The organism is Serratia sp. Z4 (genome assembly GCF_009900725.1).
GTDB lineage: Bacteria > Pseudomonadota > Gammaproteobacteria > Enterobacterales > Enterobacteriaceae > Serratia > Serratia nematodiphila.
Window position 1 is genome coordinate 846840 of sequence record NZ_JAAABD010000001.1, and the last position, 19647, is coordinate 866486.

Consider the following 19647-nt stretch of genomic DNA (forward strand, 5'->3'; position numbering starts at 1 on the left):
CGCCATGCTTTCTTTTCGCCCCGGCCATTCCGCCGGGGCGACATCCTCTTGATTTATCCCACCTTGTGCTGCTCGACGATTGGGCGGTGTTCCTGCGGCTTCGTGGACACCGGCTCCTGGCGATGCGGCATCGGCTGAACGGACGTCTGATGGAGCTGCGGCGCCGGGGCCGCATGCGGCATGATGCGCTGTTGCGGCGCCGGCATCGGGCTTATCGCCGCCGGATGCTGCGGCGCTGCCGGTTCGCGGATCACCGGCTGAGCGACGTGCGGAGCCGGCTGAATCTGCGGGCGCGCGACGGCTGGATGCATCGCCGCAGCGGCCGGCATCGGATGCGTCTGCAGCGGCGCTGAATGTACGGCTGTCGGCTGCTGTGGGTGAGGCGCCGTCGGAACGGCATGCGTGAACGTCGGCGTGCTCATCGGCTGCTGTGCATGGGGCGCGATGACCGGTTGTTGCACGTGTGGGGCGGCCGCTACCGGCGGGTGTACGGCTATCGGCTGCTGTACGTGAGGCGCCACCGGCTGAGTATGCGCAAAGTTCGGCATGGTCATCGGCGCGTGGGCCGCAGGCGCGACGCGCGGCTGTTGCGGCGCAGCGTTAGGCACCGGTTGGCTGAAACGCGGCGCCGGCGCGGCGGCGGTATTGTAGTTGTTCACCGTGCTGGTGCTGCTGCGATTCACAGTGTTCACGTTGTTATATTGGTTGATGTTAGTGACGCGATTCACCACGGTGGTGGAATGCGATACGTAAGGCGCATTGCGGTAGACCACCGGCTGGCGCCGATCGTCCCAGCGCATATCCCAGTTGTGCCAGCCGCTGTTGTGTTGGTTGAGCAAAGAGGCCACCGCGATGCCGACGCCGAAGCTGATCACGCCGGCCGCCAGCATGTCGCCGCCGCTGTAGCCCGAGGGCTGATACTGATAGCTCGGATAGGCCTGGATCGGCGTGCCGTAGGCCTCCCAGGGATCGTAATACGGAACGTAAACCGTATCCGGCTGGCTGGGTTCGATAACGATGGTCTCGCCCGGCGCCGCCACCACGCGCTGGCGATAGGGCTGCTGTTCGACATAACGCGTCGTCGGCGCCACGACGATGCGCTGCTGCGGGGTGTTTTTCAGCGTGCCCTGGCTGGCCGCCCGTTGACGCATCACCTGAATGGCGTTCATCACGTCGGTGGGATCGTTCAGGTAGGCGCTGCCCAGGGTGGTGGTCCAGGGGATGTTTTTCGCCATTTGATCGAGCACGTCGGGGAATTGCACCAGGCCGCGCACGCTGGGATCCCAGGGCTGAGCGTCGGCCGCCGAGCTGAGCGCCGCCGGTTGCAAGCCGCGGTTTTGCGCCAGCCAGGCATCCGCGGCGCTGATTTGGTCAGGATAGCCCGCGCCGGCCAACACCTGCGCCAGCAGCTTGTCGGGGAACAGCGCCACCGGGCTGACCAACTGGTACAGTTGATCGGCGCTCAGCGGCGTATAGGCCGGCGCGCTGGCACTCGTGACGGGCGCGGCCGAGGGCGGGGCGCTCCCGCCCATCGCATCGGCGACTTTTTGCCGATCGCAGCCGCTGAGCGGCAGCATGACGGCACAGAGCAACCAGGACAGATAGCGTGGCGTGAACATGTTCGACTCCGCTCTTTCAGCGCAGATGATACTTTGAGACTATCATGGGCGGGAAAGGCCGCCAGCCGGGAGCAACACTCGCTTGCACATCGGCGCTCTCTGTCATTATTTCTCGATGAGCGTGATGATTGGATACAGATCAATCGCGTCGCGTTACATCTTTCACGGACGTCAATCAGGAGGATAAGTGAAAATTTGGCCAGGGATCATCGCCGCCGCGCTGTTGGCGGGATGCCAAAATCCGCAGCAGAACACGCTCGTCGATCGTGGCGCTTACCAGCTCGAAACCTTGCATCAGGCGCAGGGCGCCGATCAGCGTATTCGGTTTCTGGTGATGCACTATACGGCGGAAGACTTTCATTCATCACTGAAAACGCTGACCGATGAACACGTCAGCGCACACTACCTGTTGCCGGCGCACCCGCAGCGCGAACACGGCAAACCGACGGTGTACCGGCTGGTGCCGGAAGCGATGCGCGCCTGGCATGCCGGTGCCAGCGCCTGGCGCGGCCGCAGCAATCTCAACGACACCTCGATCGGCATTGAAATCGTCAACAAGGGGTTCACCCGCAGCATGCTGTTCACCCATTGGCAGCCTTATACGGCGGAGCAGATCGCCGTGCTGATTCCGCTGAGCCGCGACATCATCCAACGCTATGGCATCCAGCCGCAGGACGTGGTGGGGCACAGCGACATCGCACCGCAGCGCAAACAGGATCCCGGCCCGCTGTTCCCCTGGCGACAACTGGCGCAGGCCGGCATCGGCGCCTGGCCGGACGAGGCAGACGTGCAGCGTTTGCTGGCGGGGCGCGATCGTCATGCGCCGGTGCCGCTGGCGCCGCTGCTTGATAAGCTGGCGCGTTACGGCTACGCGGTTGATTCGTCATGGGATGCGCGGCAGCAGCGCAATGTGCTGGCGGCGTTTCAGATGCATTTCCGGCCCGACGATGTTCGCGGTGAACCGGATGCAGAGAGTGAGGCGATTATCGATGCGCTGCTGTTGAAGTACGGCGCGTGGCGTTGATTACAGGCCGTGCAGTTTGCCGTGATCTTTCAGCCAGCGGGCGGTGCGCGCGATGCCTTCTTCCAGCGAGACGATCGGCTGATAGCCCAGCTCTTGCTGCGCGCGGGTGGTATCGAGCGTGAGGTCGAAGTTGAGTTTGGCGACGCCGTAATGGGTCAGCACCGGCTCCTTTTCGCTTTTGCTGCCCAGGCGCTCCATGCCGCGCGCCATCATGTCGAGCATCGGATAGGGGACGGAGCGGATGCGGCACTTCATGCCCAAATCGTCGATCAGTTGCTGCACCACGGTGCGCAGCGGGCGCGGCTGCTGGTTGGTGATGTTGTAGGCGCGGCCGGACGGCGTGTCTTCTTTTAGCGTCGCCAGCCACATGGCGTGCACCGCATTCTCCAGGTAAGTCATGTCCACCATCGCCGCGCCGCCGCGCGGCAGCAGCAGGTTGCCGTAGCGTTTGATCATCTGCAGCAGCCGCGGCAGCATCACCTTGTCGTGCGGCCCGAACAATCCCTGCGGGCGCAGAATGGTGAAATGGGTCTGCGGATTGGACAGCGCCAGTTGCTGGATCACCTGCTCGCCGGCGGCTTTGCTGCGCGCGAATTCGTTGGCGTAGCGCTGCGGGCGAAAGTCTTCGGTCACGTTGCGGTGATGGTGGTAGTCGAAATAGATCGCCGGGGAGGAGATGTGAATGAACTGCGCCACGCCATAGGCCGCCGCCCATTCACCAAGGCGGCGAGTGGCGCGGACGTTGGCCAGTTCGAAGGCTTCTTCGGTGCCCCAGGGCGAGGTAAAGCTGGAGCAGTGCCACAGCACATCGACGTCCGCCAGCATCGCTTTGGCCTGCGAAGAGATCAGGTTGGTGAGATCGGCATGAATGAACTCAGCGCCCATTTTTTCCAGCAGGCCGCCCATCGCCTGGTTGCGGCCGGTGGCGCGCACTTTGATGCCCTGGCGGCGCAGATATTCAACGGCGTTACGGCCTAACCCACTGGTGGCACCGGTGACCAATACCTTCATAACGGACTCTATTCTCACCCAAAATCGGAATACCGGCGGGCGCTTGCGGCGCTCCCAGCAAATAAGATGCCATTCTTCCGTGATTTCGTGCGCTATGCAATCGGAAAGCCCCGAAGCACAGCGGCAAACTGTGCGGTTGATCGACAAATGAGCGCCGTTCAGCGCTGTTGGCGGTCCAGGTTCTCGGCAAGCTCGGCGATGCGCTTCGCCATGCCGCGAAAAATGAACAGATGCGCGGGCATCATGGCGAACCAATACAGCAGCCCGCTGAAGCCGGCCGGGTGCCACCAGGCGCGCACGTCCAGCGTGCGGCGATCGCCGCGATCGGTGATGGTGAAGCTCAGCCGCCCCAGGCCGGGCGCCTTCATGCCGAACAGCAGCGCCAGCTGCCGCAGCGGCTTCAGCGTGATGACTTTCCAGCCGTCGATCTCGTCACCCAGCGCCAGGGCCACGCGCGCCGGGCGGCCATAGACCACGCCGTTGCCGATCATGTCGTCCATGCGGGCGCGGATCCGCCACAGGATATTGGCGTAGAAATAGCCTTCCTCGCCCCCTAGCTGCTGCACCGTTTGCCACAGGGCCTGGCTGGAGGCGGCGGTGTCGAGCGAACATCCCGCCTGTTTCGGGTAGTAGCCGTAGCCAGGGCGCCAGCGAGCCCGCGCCGCCGGATCGTAGCCCCAGTCGGCGGAGTCGACCACTTCCAGTTCGCGCTGCAGCGTGGCGGTGACCGCCTGATCAAAAGTGTGCAGGCGCTGCGGGATCAAGGCTTGCAGCGGCCGGCCGTCGGCGGGCAGATCGTGCTTCAACCCCTGGATCAGCGCGCGGGCGATCGGCGTTGGCACCGAGGTGATCAGGCTGATGAACCACACTGAAATCAGCCGCGTCGGCAAGGGGATCGGGATCAGCCAGCGCCGTTTGCCGCTGATGGCGATAAAGCGTTGGAACATGTCCTGATAGCTGAGGTATTCCGGCCCGGCGACGTCAAAGATGCGGTGTTCTTGCGCCGGGTGCGCCAGCAGATCGGCCAGGTAAACCAGCAGGTTCTCCAGCGCCACCGGCGAGGACTTCGAGCGCACCCAGCGCGGCGGCGTCAGCACCGGCAGGTTATAGACCATGTCGCGCATCACTTCGAACGCCGCCGAGCCGGGGCCGACGATGATGCCGGCGCGCAGCTCGGTCACCGGCACGCCGCTCTGGCGCAAGATCTCGCCGGTCAGGCGGCGGGCCGCCAGGTGCGGCGAACTGTCGTCGTTCGGCTGCAGCGCGCCGAGAAAGATCACCTGCTTGACGCCGGCATTGCGCAGCGCGTCACGCAGATTTTCCGCCGCCTGGCGCTCCTTTTCGATAAAGTTGTCGCCGTCGCCCATCGCGTGCACCAGATAGTACAGCGTATCGATCTCCCACAGCGCCGCGCTCAGGGTGTCCGTGCGGTACAGATCGACATACAGGCAGTTGACCTGCGGCCAGTTCTGCTCCTGCAGCCACTCGATGCGCCGCGCGGCGGCGGTAATCTGGTGCCCCTGTTCGATCAGGTGCGGGATCAGGTTCTGGCCTATATAGCCGCTGGCTCCAAGAACCAGTACGCGTTGGGGTGTCATCGGGCCGCCTTGTGCGGTGAAAGAGTCGCAGAACGACAGGATGCCAAATTCAGGGTTTAAATGCACTTTTTGTATGGGTATAAGCCAGTTGCATCCGCCGCGGCGCAGGTTCACACTACGCGCCCCTTATCGAACGAAGACCGGATGTCATGAAGCTCAATGTGATTTGTTACGCCCTGCTGGGCCTGGCGCTGATCGCCAGCCTGTTCTCGCCGCATCCGGTGTGGATGGGGTTGCTGCTGGCGAACCTGCTGACGTTTCTGATCTACGGCGGCGATAAGCTGGCGGCGCGCAAGGGATGGCGACGGGTGCCGGAGACGACGCTGTTGCTGTTCGGCGCGCTGGGCGGCTGGTTGGGCGCGCTGCTGGCGCAGCAGCTGTTTCGCCACAAGACCCAGAAGCAGCCGTTTAAAACCTGGTTCATCCTCAGCGTGGCGCTCAACCTGGCGGCGGTGCTGGGGCTGTGGTACTGGGTTTACGGCCGCTGGATTTTCTGATTGCGGGGCGCGGCCTGCGCCCCAAGCGATCAGGCGTGCTGCTGAAGAAACTCCCGCCACAGTTCGACCACCCGCTGCAGATCCTGACGGCTGACGTCGAGGTGGGTCAGAATGCGCGTCAGCGGGCCGCTGCTGATCAGCACGCCGCGTTCGCGCATCCACGGACCGAATTTGGCCGCCAGCGCCGGCGGTTGGCGCAGGTACAACACGTTGGTCTGCGCGCCGGGAGCGGCGATCTCCACGCCGATCTGCCGCAGCTGTTGCTCCAGCCAGGCCGCGTTGTCATGGTCTTCGCGCAGCCGCGCAACGTTATGCTCCAGCGCGTAGAGGCCGGCCGCCGCCAGGATGCCGGCCTGACGCAGCCCGCCGCCGGTCATCTTGCGCCAGCGCAGCGCACGCTGAATGAAGGCCTCGCTGCCGCACAGCAGCGATCCGACCGGCGCGCCCAACCCTTTCGACAGGCAAATGGTGAAGGTGTCGCAGTATTGCACGATCTCTTTCAGCGGCAGGTTCAGCGCCACGGCGGCGTTGAAGATGCGTGCGCCGTCGATATGCAGCGCCAGCTGGCGCTCGCGGGTAAACTGCCACGCCTGCTGCAGGTAGGCCTGCGGCAGGACTCGGCCGCTGATGGTGTTTTCCAGGCTCAACAGCCGGGTGCGGGCGAAGTGGATATCGTCGGGTTTGATGGCGGCGGCGAGCTTGTCCAGCGGCAGCGTGCCGTCGGCGTCGGCCTCGATCGGCTGCGGCTGGATGCTGCCCAGCACCGCTGCGCCGCCGGCTTCGTATTTGTAGTTGTGCGCCTGCTGGCCGACCAGATATTCATCGCCGCGCTGGCAGTGGCTCAGCAGCGCCACCAGGTTGGCCTGGGTGCCGCTGGGCAGAAACAGCGCCGCTTCTTTGCCCGACAGACGCACCGCCTCGGCCTCCAGCGCGTTGACCGTCGGATCATCGCCGTAGACGTCGTCGCCGACTTCTGCCTGAGCCATCGCCTGGCGCATGGCGGCGCTGGGGCGGGTAACGGTGTCGCTGCGTAGATCGATAAGCATAGGGTTCCTGGAATGTAAGGGAGAGGAAAAGGGTACATGGCATCATATACCCTTTATTTTACCGGGGCAGCTTGCTTAGCGCAGCCAGTTGGTTTTCGCCAGCTCGACCACTTCGTCGCCGCGGCCGTTGATGATGGCGCGCAGCATGTACAGGCTGAAGCCTTTCGCCTGTTCGAACTTGATCTGCGGCGGCATCGCCAGCTCTTGCTTGGCGGTGACCACGTCCAGCAGCGCCGGGCCGGGATGCGCCAACATCTCCTGCAGCGCGCCGTCCAGATCGGAGGCTTTTTCCACGCGGATGCCCTTGATGCCGGCGGCGTTGGCGATCGCCGCGAAGTCCGGATTATGCAGGTCGGTGCCGTCGGTCAGGTAGCCGCCGGCCTTCATCTCCATCGCCACGAATCCCAGCACGCTGTTGTTGAACACCACGATTTTCACCGGCAGCTTGAGCTGCGCCAGCGACAGGAAATCGCCCATCAGCATGGTGAAGCCGCCGTCGCCGCACATGGCGATCACCTGTTTATCCGGCGCGGTGGCCTGAGCGCCGATCGCCTGCGGCATGGCGTTGGCCATCGAACCGTGGTTGAACGAACCGAGCAGGCGGCGCTTGCCGTTCATTTTCACGTAGCGGGCGGCCCACACCGTCGGCGTGCCGACGTCGCAGGTGAAGATGGCGTCGTCGCTGGCGTACTGGCTGAGCTGCTGCGCCAGATACTGCGGGTGGATCGGCTGGTCGTCGTTGGCGGTCGCCAGCCCGTCGAGATCCTTGCGCGCGTTGCGGTAATGTTCCAGCGCCTTGTCGAGGAACGCCCGGTCGCGCTTCGGTTCCAGCTGCGGCAGCAGGGCGGTGAGGGTGGTGTGGATATCGCCCACCAGCGCCATATTGACCGGGCAGTGCGCGCCGATGCTGCCGGGGTTGATGTCGATCTGAATGATGTTGGCGTTGGTGGGGTAGAACGCGCGATAGGGGAACTGGGTGCCGAGCAGCACCAGCGTGTCGGCGTTCATCATCGCGTGGTAGCCGGAGGAGAAGCCGATTAGCCCGGTCATGCCGACGCTGTAGGGGTTATCCCATTCGATATGCTCTTTGCCGCGCAGCGCGTGCACCACCGGCGCCTGCAGCAGCTCGGCCAGCTTGACCACTTCATCATGCGCGCCGGCGCAGCCGCTGCCGCACATCAGGGTGATGTTCTTCGCCTTGTTCAGTGTTTCCGCCAGCTTGTTCAACTCGCTCATCGGCGGCTGCACCAGCGGCAGCGCCGGGGTATGCCAGGTCAGGGTCGCGTCTTCCGGCGCCATGCGCAGCGCCACGTCGCCCGGCAAGACCACCACCGAGACGCCACGATTGAGGATCGCCTTGCGCATGGCGATCTCCAGCACGCGCGGCAGCTGTTCCGGGTTGGAGACCAGCTCGCAATAGTGGCTGCATTCGCGGAACAGCTCCTGCGGATGGGTTTCCTGGAAGTAGCCGCTGCCGATTTCGCTGGAAGGGATGTGTGCGGCGATCGCCAGCACCGGCACATGGTTGCGGTGGCAGTCGAACAGGCCGTTGATCAGGTGCAGGTTGCCGGGGCCGCAGGAACCGGCGCACACCGCCAACTGGCCGGTAAGCTGGGCTTCGGCGCCGGCGGCGAAGGCGGCCACCTCTTCATGGCGGGTGCCCAGCCATTCGATGGTGCCCATGCGGTGCAGGCTGTCGCTAAGGCCGTTGAGCGAATCGCCGGTCACGCCCCAAATGCGTTTTACGCCGGCTTGATCCAGCGTTTTGGCGATCAGTGTGGCTACGGTTTGCTTCATGGTTCCCCCAAACAAGGTTTGAAAAACGATGTGGACTCGATCCGGTGAGTGGCAGCAGAACAACTGCAAGCATAGCTTACCGGCTGTGGACGAGATGCGGTCAGGAAGGGTAAAGAGCGTAGGACGGGGAAAAGTGTAACCGGGCTGGCCGCGGGGAGCTTGCCGATAAATGCCCCATCGCGGCGATGGGGCCAGGGGATCACGCCAGCGTGACATCGCCCTGCAGTTGGCAACTGCAGGCCAGCACGTAGCCCTGCGCGATTTCTTCCGCGCTCAGCGTCATGGTGCTGGTGGTGGTGTAGTCACCCTCAAGGATGCGGGTTTTGCACGAGCCGCACACCCCGGCGCGGCAGGCGGCGTTGACCGGCAGGGCATGGGCCTCCATCGCCGCCAGCAGCGTGCTGCCAACCGGTACGCGGAATTCGCGCAGCGGGCGCGCGGCGCGCAGCGTCAGCCCTTCGGTGGCGTCGGCCTGCGCCGCCGGCGTGTGGAACTGCTCTTTATGGAAACGCTCGGCCGGCACGCCGAGCCGGCGGCACAGCTGCTCCACCTGATCCATGTAGGGCGCAGGGCCGCAGGTCATCACCGTGCGTTCGGCGATATCCGGCGCCGCCTGCCGCAGCGTCTGTTCATCGATGCGGCCGCTGAGGTAGCCGGGTTGCAGATCCTGCTCGGCCATCAGCGTCAGGCGCAGCTGCGGATGGGCGGCACACAGCGCGCGCCATTGATCGGCGAAGATCGTGTCGGCGGGAGTGCGCACGTTAACGATCGCGACGATATCGCAGGCCGGACGGTTAGCGGTCAGCCAGCGGCACATCGAGACGATCGGCGTCACGCCACAGCCGGCGGCCAGCATCAGGTAACGATCGGCCGGGTGGCGCTCGCAGCTGAATTCGCCCTGCGCGTCGGACAGCCACAGGGTGTTGCCGGGCTTGACCTCTTGCGTCAGCCAGCGCGATCCGACGCCGTCCGGCAGGCAGCGCACGCTGATGCTGAGAAAGCGGCTCTGGCCGGGCGAGGAGGAGAGCGTATAGGCGCGCAGCGTCTCCTCGCTGTTGCGGATGCTGACCAGCGCAAACTGGCCGGCCTGGTAAGGATAGAAAACGTCGCAGATCAGGTTCAGCGTCCAGACGTCGGCGGTTTCACGCTGGATGGAATGCACCTGCATGCGGTTCGGGCAAAGCGGAGTGGGTTGAGTCATCGGAGCACCTCAAAAAGCAAAGGGGCCGGCGCAGGCGGCCCCATAACGTAACGGCATCAGGCGAGCAGCGCGGTGATATCCTGCTCGACGGTAGTGATCGGGCGCAGGCCGAATTTCTCGTTGAGGATCGCCATCAGGTTGTCGGTCAGGAAGCCCGGCGCGGTCGGGCCGGTGACGATGTTTTTCACCCCCAGCGACAGCAGCGTCAGCAGAATGACGATCGCCTTCTGTTCAAACCACGACAGCACCAGGCTGAGCGGTAGCTCGTTGACGCTGCAGCCGAGCGTATCCGCCAGCTTGACCGCCAACATGATGGCGGAGTAGGCGTCGTTGCACTGGCCGACGTCCAGCAGGCGCGGCAGCCCTTCCAGCGTGCCGAAATCCAGTTTGTTGAAACGGTATTTGCCGCAGGCCAGCGTCATGATCAGGCAGTCTTGCGGCACGCTGCGGGCGAAGTCGGTGAAGTAGCTGCGCTCGTCGCGGCTGCCGTCGCAGCCGCCGACCAGGAAGACGTGGCGCAGTTTTTTCTGCGACACCAGGTCGATGACCGTGTCGGCGGCGTTCAGCAACGTCTGGCGGCCGAAGCCAACGGTGATCAGGTGTTCGATCTCGGTGTAAGGGAAGCCGTTCATTCCCTGTGCCTGGCGGATCACGGCGCCGAAGTCGTCGCCTTCCAGATGGTTGACGCCCGGCCAGCCGACGATGCTGCGGGTCCAGATACGATCGCCGTAGTTGCCGACGTTAGGATCGATGATGCAGTTGGAGGTCATCACGATCGGGCCGGGGAATTTGGCGAATTCCGTCTGCTGGTTTTGCCAGCCGCTGCCGTAGTTGCCCACCAGGTGCTTGAATTTTTTCAGTTCCGGATAGCCGTGCGCCGGCAGCATTTCACCGTGGGTGTAAACGTTGACGTTTTGCCCTTCGGTTTGCTCGAGCAGCATGCGCAGATCTTTGAGATCGTGGCCGGAAATCAGAATGGCTTTCCCGGCCACCGGGCGCACGTTGACCGCGCTGGGCTGCGGATCGCCGTAGGCCTGGGTTTCGCCGCGATCGAGGATCGCCATCACGTTGAAGTTCATCTTGCCGATGCCCATGGCGTTGTTCAGCAGGGTGTCGACGTCGCGCGGCCGGGTGCCGAGCCAGGCCATAAAGGCGTGGTAGTCGGCATAGAGTTGCTCGTCGAACTGGCCGAGCACGTGCGCGTGTTCCATATAGGCCGCCGCGCCTTTCAGGCCATACAGGCACAGCAGGCGCAAACCGTGTACGTCGTCGCCGACCTCGGCCTTGTCGCTGTCGAGGGCAAACTGCGCCGCCTGCTGCAGCAGCGCAGGCATAGCGTCGCCGGCCAGCTGCAGCGCCGCCATCGGGTGATCGACGCGCACGCCGGCGTCCAGCAGCCGGCAACGGGCGGCCAGCGAGTCGCGCAGCAGCAGGGTTTCCCGCGCGTAGCCGATGATGCGCTGGGAATCGAAGTTGACGTTGGTCAGGGTGGAGAAGAAGGCGCGCGGGGCGAAGCTGTCGATTTCGTGGTCGACGATGCCCAGCGAACGCGCCTGCAGCGCCCAGGCGGAGAGGCCCTGCAGCGCCGCCACCAGCAGATCCTGCAGATCGGAGGTTTCCGCCGTTTTGCCGCACATGCCCTGAGCATACGCGCAGCCGTTGCCTGCCGGGGTACGAATGGTTTGTTCACATTGCACACAGAACATAGTCGCTTCCTTTTATTTTTAAAGTTGCATTTATAATGCTTGTTTAAAAGCATAGATCGGCGATCGGGGTTGCAAAAGGCTTTTGTGCGACTACTGCGGGCAAGTTTGATTTAGCGCAATTTTGCGGTGCGGATGGGAATGATTACGCTTTGGGGGCCAGGCGGCCCCCAGGGGGAAAGGATCAGGAGAACAGGGCGATCAGCACCGGCGCCAGCAGGCTCAGCAGGAAGCCGTGCACGATGGCGGGCGGCACCATGTCCAGCCCGCCGCTGCGCTGCAGCACCGGCAGGGTGAAGTCCATCGAGGTGGCGCCGCACAGGCCGAGGGCGGTGGAGCGGCTGCGGCGCACCAGCGTCGGGATCAGCATGATCGCCACCAGCTCGCGCGCCAGATCGTTGAAGAACGCGGCGCTGCCCATCACCGGGCCGTAGGCGTCGGTGATCAGAATACCGGACAGCGAGTACCAGCCGAAGCCAGAGGCCATCGCCAGCCCGGCCTTGACCGGCAGCCCCAGCAGATGCGCCGCCAGCGCGCCGCCGGCCAGAGACGCGATGACCACCGCCAGCGCCACCAGCGTGCCGCGGCGGTTGAGCACGATCTGGCGCAGCGTCATGCCGCTGTTGCGCAGCTGAATGCCGACCAGCAACAGCAGGAAGATCAGCGCATATTCGCTGCCTTTATGGGCGAACTGCAGCCATTGCCACTGCGTCAGGCCGAGCAGGAAGCCGCCGAGCACCACGCCGCACAGCTTGAGCGACTCCAGCGCCATGTGCACGCGCGAAGGCAGCTTTTCCTGTTTATGGCTGCTGCGCCACGGCATGCGCCGCTCCAGCAGCGCCAGCAACAGCAGGTTGGCGCAGAGAATGCAGAAGAAAAACACTGCGCTGTACTGGAAGATCAGCATCAGATTGCTGCTGAGATTCTCCATAAACGCCAGGCTGATGCCCATGAAAAACAGGATCACGTACACCATCCAGCTCAGCAGCCGGTTGATCAGCACCAGCAGCGGGCGATGGCGTAAGGGAATGAGGTAACCGACAATCAGCGGTAACAGAATAATCAACAGTCCTGAGTACATGGTGCAACGAGTGTCCTTGAGTTTTGAAGCGCGCCGAACGGCGGCGAGGAGCACACGCTAACCAAAAGCCCGGCCGGAGTAAAGCGGCAGATTTGACGTTGGCCGCTTGACCTGCAAGGGGTTTTTTGACCATGCTCTGTGAAGGTCACCTCATTGAAGAGGCGACGGCGCGCACGGGAGGCGGCGGATGTTCTTGGAGCGTATCGAAATTGTAGGTTTTCGCGGCATTAACCGGCTGTCGCTGATGCTGGACGACAACACGCTGTTGCTCGGCGAAAACGCCTGGGGTAAATCCAGCCTGTTGGATGCGCTGACGCTGCTGCTGGCGCCGGAGCAGAAGCTGTATCGGTTTGAAGCGCACGACTTCCATTTCCCTCCCGGTGAGGAGTCGGCCAAAGAGCGCCACCTGCAGGTGGTGTTCACCTTCTGCGAAAAAGACATCGGCCATGCGCACCTGCCGCGCTATCGCCACCTGACGCCGCTGTGGGTCAAGGGCGAAGATGGCTTGAGCCGCATTCATTACCGCTGCGAGGGCGAGCTGGCCGACGACGGCACGGTGTGCACCTGGCGTGGTTTTCTCGACGCCGACGGCAACGCCTTTCAACTGCACCATATCGAACAATTGGCCCACGCCATTATCCGCATCCATCCGGTATTGCGCCTGCGCGACGCGCGCTTTATTCGTCGCCTGCGCCCCAGCAGCCTCGGCGATGAACGCAAACCCGATACCCAGGCGCTGGCGCAGCAGTTGGATCAGCTGACGCGCGAGCTGGTGCGCAATCCGCAGAAGTTGACCAACGGTGAGCTGCGTCAGGGGCTGGCGGCGATGCAGCAGCTGCTGGAGCACTATTTCGCCGAGCAGAGTTCACAGGTGACGCGGCCGCGCCGCCGCGGCGGTGAACCGGAGCAGGACGCCTGGCGCGCGCTGGACGGCATCAACCGCATGGTGGCCGAGCCGAACAGCCGCAGCATGCGCCTGATCCTGCTGGGGATGTTTTCCACCCTGCTGCAGGCCAAGGGTGACGTCAAGCTGGATCCCCATGCCCGGCCGCTGCTGCTGGTGGAGGACCCGGAAACTCGCCTGCATCCGATCATGCTGTCGGTGGCCTGGGGGCTGCTCAATCAGCTGCCGCTGCAGCGCATCACCACCACCAACTCCAGCGAACTGGTGTCGCTGGTGCCGGTGGAGCACGTCTGCCGGCTGGTGCGCGAGTCGGGGCGGGTTGCGACCTACCGTCTCGGGCCGCGCGGGCTGAGCGCCGAAGACGGGCGGCGCATCGCGTTTCACATCCGTTTCAACCGGCCGTCGTCGCTGTTCGCCCGCTGCTGGCTGCTGGTGGAAGGCGAGACCGAAGTGTGGCTGCTGAACGAGCTGGCGCGCCAGTGCGGCTACCATTTCGAGGCGGAAGGAGTGAGGGTCATCGAATTCGCCCAGTGCGGCCTGAAGCCGCTGCTGCGCTTCGCCCGCCGCATGGGTATCGAGTGGCATGCGCTGGTGGACGGCGATGAGGCGGGCAAAAAGTACGCTAACACCGTGCGCAGCCTGCTGGACAATCATGAAGACAACGAACGCGATCGGCTGACCGCGCTGCCGGCGCCGGACATGGAACACTTCATGTTCCGCGAAGGGTTCGCCCCGGTCTATCACCGAATGGCGTCGGTGCCGCTCAACGCGCAGATGCCGGTGCGCAAGGTGATCCTGAAAGCGGTTCACCACTCGTCGAAGCCGGATCTGGCGATTGAGGTCGCGATGCAGGCCGGCGAATGGGGTACGGACTCGGTGCCGCCGCTGCTGAAGAAAATGTTCTCACGGGTAATCTGGCTGGCGCGCGGCCGGGCGGACTGACGGCCCGCCGGGCGTTATCGGGCGCAGAAATGCGCCGCCAATCCCTGTTCCAGTTCGTCCAGCAACTGATAGCGGCGGCGATACTCGGCGCGCTTCTTGCTGGCAATTTCTTCGATCGGCTTGCGGGCGATGCGCTCGGGCAGCAGGAAATAGCCGCTGTCGAGCGGTTTGGCGCCCATCGACAGCCAGAACTGATCGTAATCGGCGTGCAGTTGATCCTTCTTCTTACTCTGGTAACGCCAGTTTTGATAGATATGGGTGGCATTGCCGACGGCTACGATCCGGCGGATGCCGAGATGCCGAGCCAGCGTGCAAACGCCTTCCAGCACCAGACGTTTAGGGAACAGACCGTGACACTCCTTGGTGGTGTGCTGGATCTCGGCGTGCGGCACCTCATGGTTCGCGCCCTGCAGGCCGCCGATGAACAGCGTCGGCTGCTGCTGATAATGCATCAGCGCAAAGGTGATTTCCGCCAGCATCACGCCGTTGGCGTTGCGCAGCAGCAGCGTGGCTTCCCCTTCCTTATTCAGTTTGTCGATCGCCGCCAGTTCCAGCGAGATCGGCGCTTCGTTTTTGCCCATCGCGCGGGCCAGCACGAAAGGCTGTGGGCCGAGGTGGCCGAGACGCATCTTCAGCGGCATGCGCTGTACGATGAGATCGTAATGATCGCGCAGGGCGAACAAGCATTCGATCTTGCTCATGTTGGCCGCCAGGTAGGGGCGATGCAGCTTGCACGGCAGGTTCGGCTGCGCGTTCAGGATCTCTTCCAGCAGCGGGTTGCTGGCCAGGGTGCTGAGCAGGCCGCTGGTGGTGCGCCAGTTGAGCAGCGAACGGCCGAGAAACTTCAGGCGAAACGAGGTTTTTTTCCAGGCGTTGCTAGGCGCCTTTTCGCCATTGATCAGCGCCGTCATCAGTTGCCAGCCGTTAAGCGGCCGGGGGGAGGCGAGTGGGTAGCTGAGCTGTGACATGATGAAATCCTTGGCTGTGTTGAATGGCGGTATTTCATCAAGGTTTCACTAAACGGGAGTTCAATGCTGAACTGTAACCAGGCGTGTCTCCACATTGTGTTGAGCTAAGGTTTAGTTATTCCCTACGTTGCATGCTAATTTAGCTCCGCCGCCGCAATGGGCGGTGGATATTCACAAGCACAGGCAGGTCAATTTTGACAGGGTTTAAAGGATATAAACGCCGCTGGATACTCGCACTGGCGGTGATTGCGGCGCTTGCCGCGGCGGCCGTTTGGCACTTCCGCCATCCGGCGCCGACCGATTTCAAAACGGTAAAGGTCATCCAGCGCGATCTGCAGCAGAACGTGTTGGCGACCGGCCAGCTGGACGCCGTGCGCAAGGTTGACGTCGGCGCGCAGGTCAGCGGGCAGTTGGAAAAGCTGTATGTCGAGATCGGCGACAAGGTGAAAAAAGGTCAGTTGCTGGGGGTTATCGATCCGCAACAGGCGCAGAACAGCATCCGTGAAGGCGAGGCGACGCTGCGTGAGCTGCATGCGCAGCTGCTGCAGGCGCAGGCGGAACAGCAGCTGGCGGCGGTTACGCTGCAGCGCAACCAGGCGCTGGCCAGGCTGCAGGCGGTGTCGCGTCAGGATTTGGATCAGGCGGCGACGCAGCTGGCGGTGAAGAAGGCGCAGGTAGGCACCATCAATGCGCAGATCGCGCGGAATCAGGCCAGCCTGGATACCGCCAAGATCAATCTGGCCTATACCCGCATCGAAGCGCCGATGGATGGCGACGTGGTGCAGATTACCACGCTGCAGGGCCAGACGGTGATCGCGGCGCAACAGGCGCCGAACATTCTGACGCTGGCGGATCTCGGCACCATGCTGGTGAAGGCGCAGGTCTCGGAGGCCGACGTCATTAACCTCAAGCCGGGTCAGAAGGCCTGGTTCACGGTGCTGGGCGATCCGACCCGGCGCTTCGACGGCGTGCTGAAAGACATTCAGCCGACGCCGGAAAAGGTCAACAACGCCATCTTCTATTACGCGCGTTTCGAAGTGCCCAACCCGGAAAGGCTGCTGCGCTTGCAAATGACGGCGCAGGTGCACATTCAACTGGCCGGCGTCCAGCAGGCGCTGGTGATCCCGCTGGCGGCGCTGGGCGATCAGATCGCCGACAATCGCTACCACGTTTCGGTGCTGAAACAGGGCAAGGAAGAGAAGCGTGAGGTGGCCATCGGCCTGCGCAACAATATCGATGTGCAGATCCTCAGCGGGCTCGAGGCGGGCGATGAGGTGATCGTCAGCCGCGGCGGCGTGGAGGCCGGCTGATGGCGGCGCTGTTGCAGCTGAACGGCATTCGCCGCAGCTACCGTTCCGGCGAGCAGACGGTGGAGGTGCTGAAGGGGATCAGTCTGAGCATCGACGCCGGTGAAATGGTGGCGATCATGGGGGCTTCCGGCTCCGGCAAATCGACGCTGATGAACATTCTCGGCTGCCTGGACAAGCCGAGCGCCGGCGTCTATCGGGTGGCCGGCCAGGACGTGGCGATGCTGAGCGACGATGCGTTGGCGCAGCTGCGGCGCGAGCATTTCGGCTTTATCTTTCAACGCTATCATCTGCTGCCGCACCTGAGCGCGGCGCACAACGTCGAGGTGCCGGCGGTGTATGCCGGGCTGGGCAAAGCGGCGCGGCGCGAACGGGCGGAAGCGCTGTTGCGCCGTCTGGGGCTGGGGGAGCGAGTCAACTATCGGCCGAGCCAGCTTTCCGGCGGCCAGCAGCAGCGCGTCAGTATCGCCCGCGCGTTGATGAACGGCGGGCAGGTGATCCTGGCGGATGAGCCGACCGGCGCGCTCGACAGCCATTCCGGCGAAGAGGTGATGGCGATCCTTAAACAGTTGTGCGCCCAGGGGCACACGGTGATCCTGGTGACTCACGATCCGGCGGTGGCGCGTCAGGCTGAACGGATCATCGAGATCCGCGACGGCGAGATTATCGCCGACTCGCGGCCGGCACCGCAGGAGAATGCGCAGGCCAAGCCGCTGGCACTGGCCGCCGCGGCGCCTTCCTGGCGGCAGATGGGCGGCCGTTTCCGCGAGGCGCTGATCATGGCCTGGCGCGCGATGGCGGCCAACAAGATGCGCACCGCGCTGACCATGCTCGGCATCATTATCGGCATCGCCTCGGTGGTGTCGATCCTGGTGATCGGCGACGCCGCCAAGCAGATGGTGTTGGCGGACATCAAATCCATCGGCACCAATACTGTCGATATCTATCCCGGCAAGGATTTCGGCGACGACGATCCGACCTACCGGCAATCGTTGAAATACGGCGATCTCGATGCGCTGCGCGAACAGCCTTACATCAGTGCGCTGTCGCCGAGCATCAGCAGCAGCATGCGGCTGCGTTTGGGCAACGTTGATGCGGCGGCCAACGTCAACGGCGTCAGCGAGCAGTTCTTCCGCGTGTACGGCATGAGCTTTACCCAGGGCGTCGGCATCGATCCGATGCAGGTACAGTCGCAGGCGCAGACGGTGGTGATTGACGCCAATACCCAACGGCGGCTGTTCCCGCACCAGAAGAACGTGGTGGGGGAAGTGATCCTGGTGGGCAACATGCCGGCGACGGTGGTCGGCGTGGCCAAGGAGAAGCAGTCGATGTTCGGCAGCAGCAAGACGCTGAACGTGTGGGTGCCGTACAGCACCATGGCCAACCGGCTGATGGGCAACAGCTATTTCGATTCGATCACCGTGCGCATCCGCGACGGTTACGACAGCAAGGAAGCGGAGCAGCAACTGTCGCGACTGTTGACGCTGCGCCACGGCAAGAAGGACTTTTTCACCTATAACATGGACAGCCTGGTGCAAACCGCGGAGAAAACCACCCGCACGCTGCAGCTGTTCCTGACGCTGGTGGCGGTGATTTCGCTGGTGGTCGGCGGCATCGGCGTGATGAACATCATGCTGGTGTCGGTGACCGAGCGCACGCGCGAGATCGGCATCCGCATGGCGGTGGGCGCCCGTTCCGGCGACGTGTTGCAGCAGTTCTTGATCGAGGCGGTGTTGGTCTGCCTGGTGGGGGGCGCGCTGGGGATTACGCTGTCGTTCGCCATCGGCCTGGCGGTGCAGTTGGTATTGCCGGGCTGGCAGATCAGCTTCCCGCCGGCGGCGTTGCTGAGCGCGTTCCTCTGTTCCACCGGCATCGGCGTGGTGTTCGGCTATCTGCCGGCGCGCAATGCCGCGCGGCTGAATCCGATCGATGCGCTGGCGCGCGAGTAAGTAAAAGGCATAAAAAATGCCAGTCACACGGCGGCTGGCATTTTTATCGCAGTCAGGGTCAATGCAGCGCGACGCTGCTGGAGGCGTTCAGGACAGCGCCTCGCTTTCCACCGGCACAATCAGACTGGCATGGTTCCCTTTTGGCCCTTGATGCACGTCGAAGCTGACCTGCTGGCCTGCCTTCAACGTTCTGTAACCATCCATCTTGATGGTGGAATAATGCGCGAAAATATCTTCGCCACCGCCGGCTGGGCAGATGAAGCCAAAGCCTTTGGCGTTGTTAAACCATTTAACAGTACCCGTCTCCATGCTTTTACATCCCTCGCAACGCTATTTTAAGTGAGATGAATAACTGAATTCGCACCCGCCGTGGGCGGGTAGCAGGGTGGACAAGGGGTGGTTAAAAGACCACCAGCCACGAATTTACACTCTAGAGCAAATGATCGGGGCGTCAAGGGATCGGCTTTTGTCGGCGGGGAGCAGTTCACCAAAGTTTGAAGCAGGTAACGCTATTGCCACGATTCAGTCACAATTGGCCCGTTTTTTTTGCGCACGTTACAGTGCGGCGGGACGATGGCGAAGATGATAAAATAGTAACTATCCCCACTTTGAATAACCGAAACCTGTCCCCATATCAGAGGGCAGAGCAGAGAAGATGAGCAGCGATGGGCAATAACAACGACTGGCTGAATTTTGAACACTTGGCCGAAGAAAAACAAATCGATGCGGTAAAACCGCCGTCTATGTATAAAGTTATACTTAACAACGACGATTACACACCGATGGAATTTGTGATTGACGTTCTGCAAAAGTTCTTTTCTTATGATATTGAACGCGCAACGCAACTGATGCTCACGGTCCACTATCAAGGCAAGGCGATCTGTGGTGTTTTCACCGCCGAGGTGGCGGAAACCAAAGTCGTCCATGTGAACCGGTACGCAAGGGAGAACGAGCATCCGTTGCTTTGTACGCTGGAAAAAGCCTGAATAAGGCAATCTAT

General features: G+C 63.0%; 16 protein-coding genes. 6 read left to right on the forward strand and 10 right to left on the reverse strand.

Annotated features, from left to right (window positions below; all coding sequences use genetic code 11):
- Positions 1–53: 53 nt before the first annotated feature.
- The gene (locus GT753_RS04215; protein WP_160125303.1) at positions 54–1619 is read right to left on the reverse strand and encodes a DUF3300 domain-containing protein; all 1566 of its coding nucleotides are present in this window, start codon (positions 1617–1619) and stop codon (positions 54–56) included.
- A 187-nt stretch (positions 1620–1806) separates the two neighbouring features.
- On the opposite strand from GT753_RS04215, the gene GT753_RS04220 reads away from it, so the two are divergent.
- Positions 1807–2643: an N-acetylmuramoyl-L-alanine amidase gene (locus GT753_RS04220; RefSeq protein ID WP_015377303.1), complete on the forward strand. Its 837-nt coding sequence runs from the start codon at positions 1807–1809 to the stop codon at positions 2641–2643.
- On the opposite strand, the gene GT753_RS04225 is transcribed toward GT753_RS04220, so the two are convergent.
- Together GT753_RS04225 and GT753_RS04230 are read right to left on the reverse strand one after the other, a co-directional pair.
- On the reverse strand, positions 2644–3654 hold the full coding sequence (locus tag GT753_RS04225; RefSeq protein WP_004928393.1) for an NAD(P)-dependent oxidoreductase: 1011 nt from the start codon (positions 3652–3654) through the stop codon (positions 2644–2646).
- 158 nt (positions 3655–3812) lie between these two features.
- The gene (locus GT753_RS04230; RefSeq protein WP_160125304.1) at positions 3813–5252 is read right to left on the reverse strand and encodes a DUF2867 domain-containing protein; all 1440 of its coding nucleotides are present in this window, start codon (positions 5250–5252) and stop codon (positions 3813–3815) included.
- A 149-nt stretch (positions 5253–5401) separates the two neighbouring features.
- Here GT753_RS04230 and GT753_RS04235 point away from each other — a divergent pair, with 149 nt between their 5' ends.
- The gene (locus GT753_RS04235; protein WP_004928387.1) at positions 5402–5749 is read left to right on the forward strand and encodes a DUF1294 domain-containing protein; all 348 of its coding nucleotides are present in this window, start codon (positions 5402–5404) and stop codon (positions 5747–5749) included.
- A 29-nt stretch (positions 5750–5778) separates the two neighbouring features.
- Here GT753_RS04235 and ltaE read toward each other — a convergent pair whose 3' ends face one another.
- The 5 genes from ltaE to GT753_RS04260 all read right to left on the reverse strand — a co-directional run bounded on the left by ltaE (position 5779) and on the right by GT753_RS04260 (position 12577).
- Positions 5779–6795: a low-specificity L-threonine aldolase gene (gene ltaE, locus GT753_RS04240; protein WP_021504350.1), complete on the reverse strand. Its 1017-nt coding sequence runs from the start codon at positions 6793–6795 to the stop codon at positions 5779–5781.
- A 75-nt stretch (positions 6796–6870) separates the two neighbouring features.
- Positions 6871–8592 carry a ubiquinone-dependent pyruvate dehydrogenase gene (gene poxB, locus GT753_RS04245; RefSeq protein ID WP_025302253.1) on the reverse strand — a complete coding sequence of 574 codons (1722 nt, stop codon included), beginning with the start codon at positions 8590–8592 and terminating at the stop codon, positions 6871–6873.
- A gap of 199 nt (positions 8593–8791) precedes the next feature.
- Positions 8792–9793 (reverse strand): NADH oxidoreductase, encoded by a 1002-nt coding sequence (gene hcr / locus GT753_RS04250; protein WP_076740377.1) that lies wholly within the window; start codon positions 9791–9793, stop codon positions 8792–8794.
- A gap of 56 nt (positions 9794–9849) precedes the next feature.
- The gene (hcp, locus tag GT753_RS04255; protein WP_075684374.1) at positions 9850–11499 is read right to left on the reverse strand and encodes a hydroxylamine reductase; all 1650 of its coding nucleotides are present in this window, start codon (positions 11497–11499) and stop codon (positions 9850–9852) included.
- A 181-nt stretch (positions 11500–11680) separates the two neighbouring features.
- Positions 11681–12577 carry a lysine exporter LysO family protein gene (locus GT753_RS04260; RefSeq protein WP_075684375.1) on the reverse strand — a complete coding sequence of 299 codons (897 nt, stop codon included), beginning with the start codon at positions 12575–12577 and terminating at the stop codon, positions 11681–11683.
- A gap of 187 nt (positions 12578–12764) precedes the next feature.
- Here GT753_RS04260 and GT753_RS04265 point away from each other — a divergent pair, with 187 nt between their 5' ends.
- Positions 12765–14423, forward strand: a complete 1659-nt coding sequence (locus tag GT753_RS04265) for an ATP-dependent endonuclease (protein WP_160125305.1) — start codon at positions 12765–12767, stop codon at positions 14421–14423.
- 14 nt (positions 14424–14437) lie between these two features.
- On the opposite strand, the gene GT753_RS04270 is transcribed toward GT753_RS04265, so the two are convergent.
- Entirely contained in the window at positions 14438–15391 is a 954-nt protein-coding gene (locus GT753_RS04270; RefSeq protein ID WP_004928358.1) for a VirK/YbjX family protein, read from the reverse strand.
- A gap of 194 nt (positions 15392–15585) precedes the next feature.
- On the opposite strand from GT753_RS04270, the gene macA reads away from it, so the two are divergent.
- Together macA and macB are read left to right on the forward strand one after the other, a co-directional pair.
- On the forward strand, positions 15586–16701 hold the full coding sequence (gene macA / locus GT753_RS04275; RefSeq protein ID WP_075684377.1) for a macrolide transporter subunit MacA: 1116 nt from the start codon (positions 15586–15588) through the stop codon (positions 16699–16701).
- Positions 16701–18647 (forward strand): macrolide ABC transporter ATP-binding protein/permease MacB, encoded by a 1947-nt coding sequence (gene macB / locus GT753_RS04280; protein ID WP_015377314.1) that lies wholly within the window; start codon positions 16701–16703, stop codon positions 18645–18647. Before macA ends, macB begins: the two co-directional genes overlap by 1 nt.
- An 87-nt stretch (positions 18648–18734) precedes the next feature.
- Here the strand turns inward: macB and cspD are convergent, their stop codons facing one another.
- Positions 18735–18956: a cold shock-like protein CspD gene (cspD, locus tag GT753_RS04285; RefSeq protein WP_004928349.1), complete on the reverse strand. Its 222-nt coding sequence runs from the start codon at positions 18954–18956 to the stop codon at positions 18735–18737.
- 356 nt (positions 18957–19312) lie between these two features.
- Here cspD and clpS point away from each other — a divergent pair, with 356 nt between their 5' ends.
- Positions 19313–19633, forward strand: coding sequence for an ATP-dependent Clp protease adapter ClpS (gene clpS, locus GT753_RS04290; RefSeq protein ID WP_004928347.1), 321 nt, complete (start codon positions 19313–19315; stop codon positions 19631–19633).
- Positions 19634–19647: the final 14 nt, after the last annotated feature.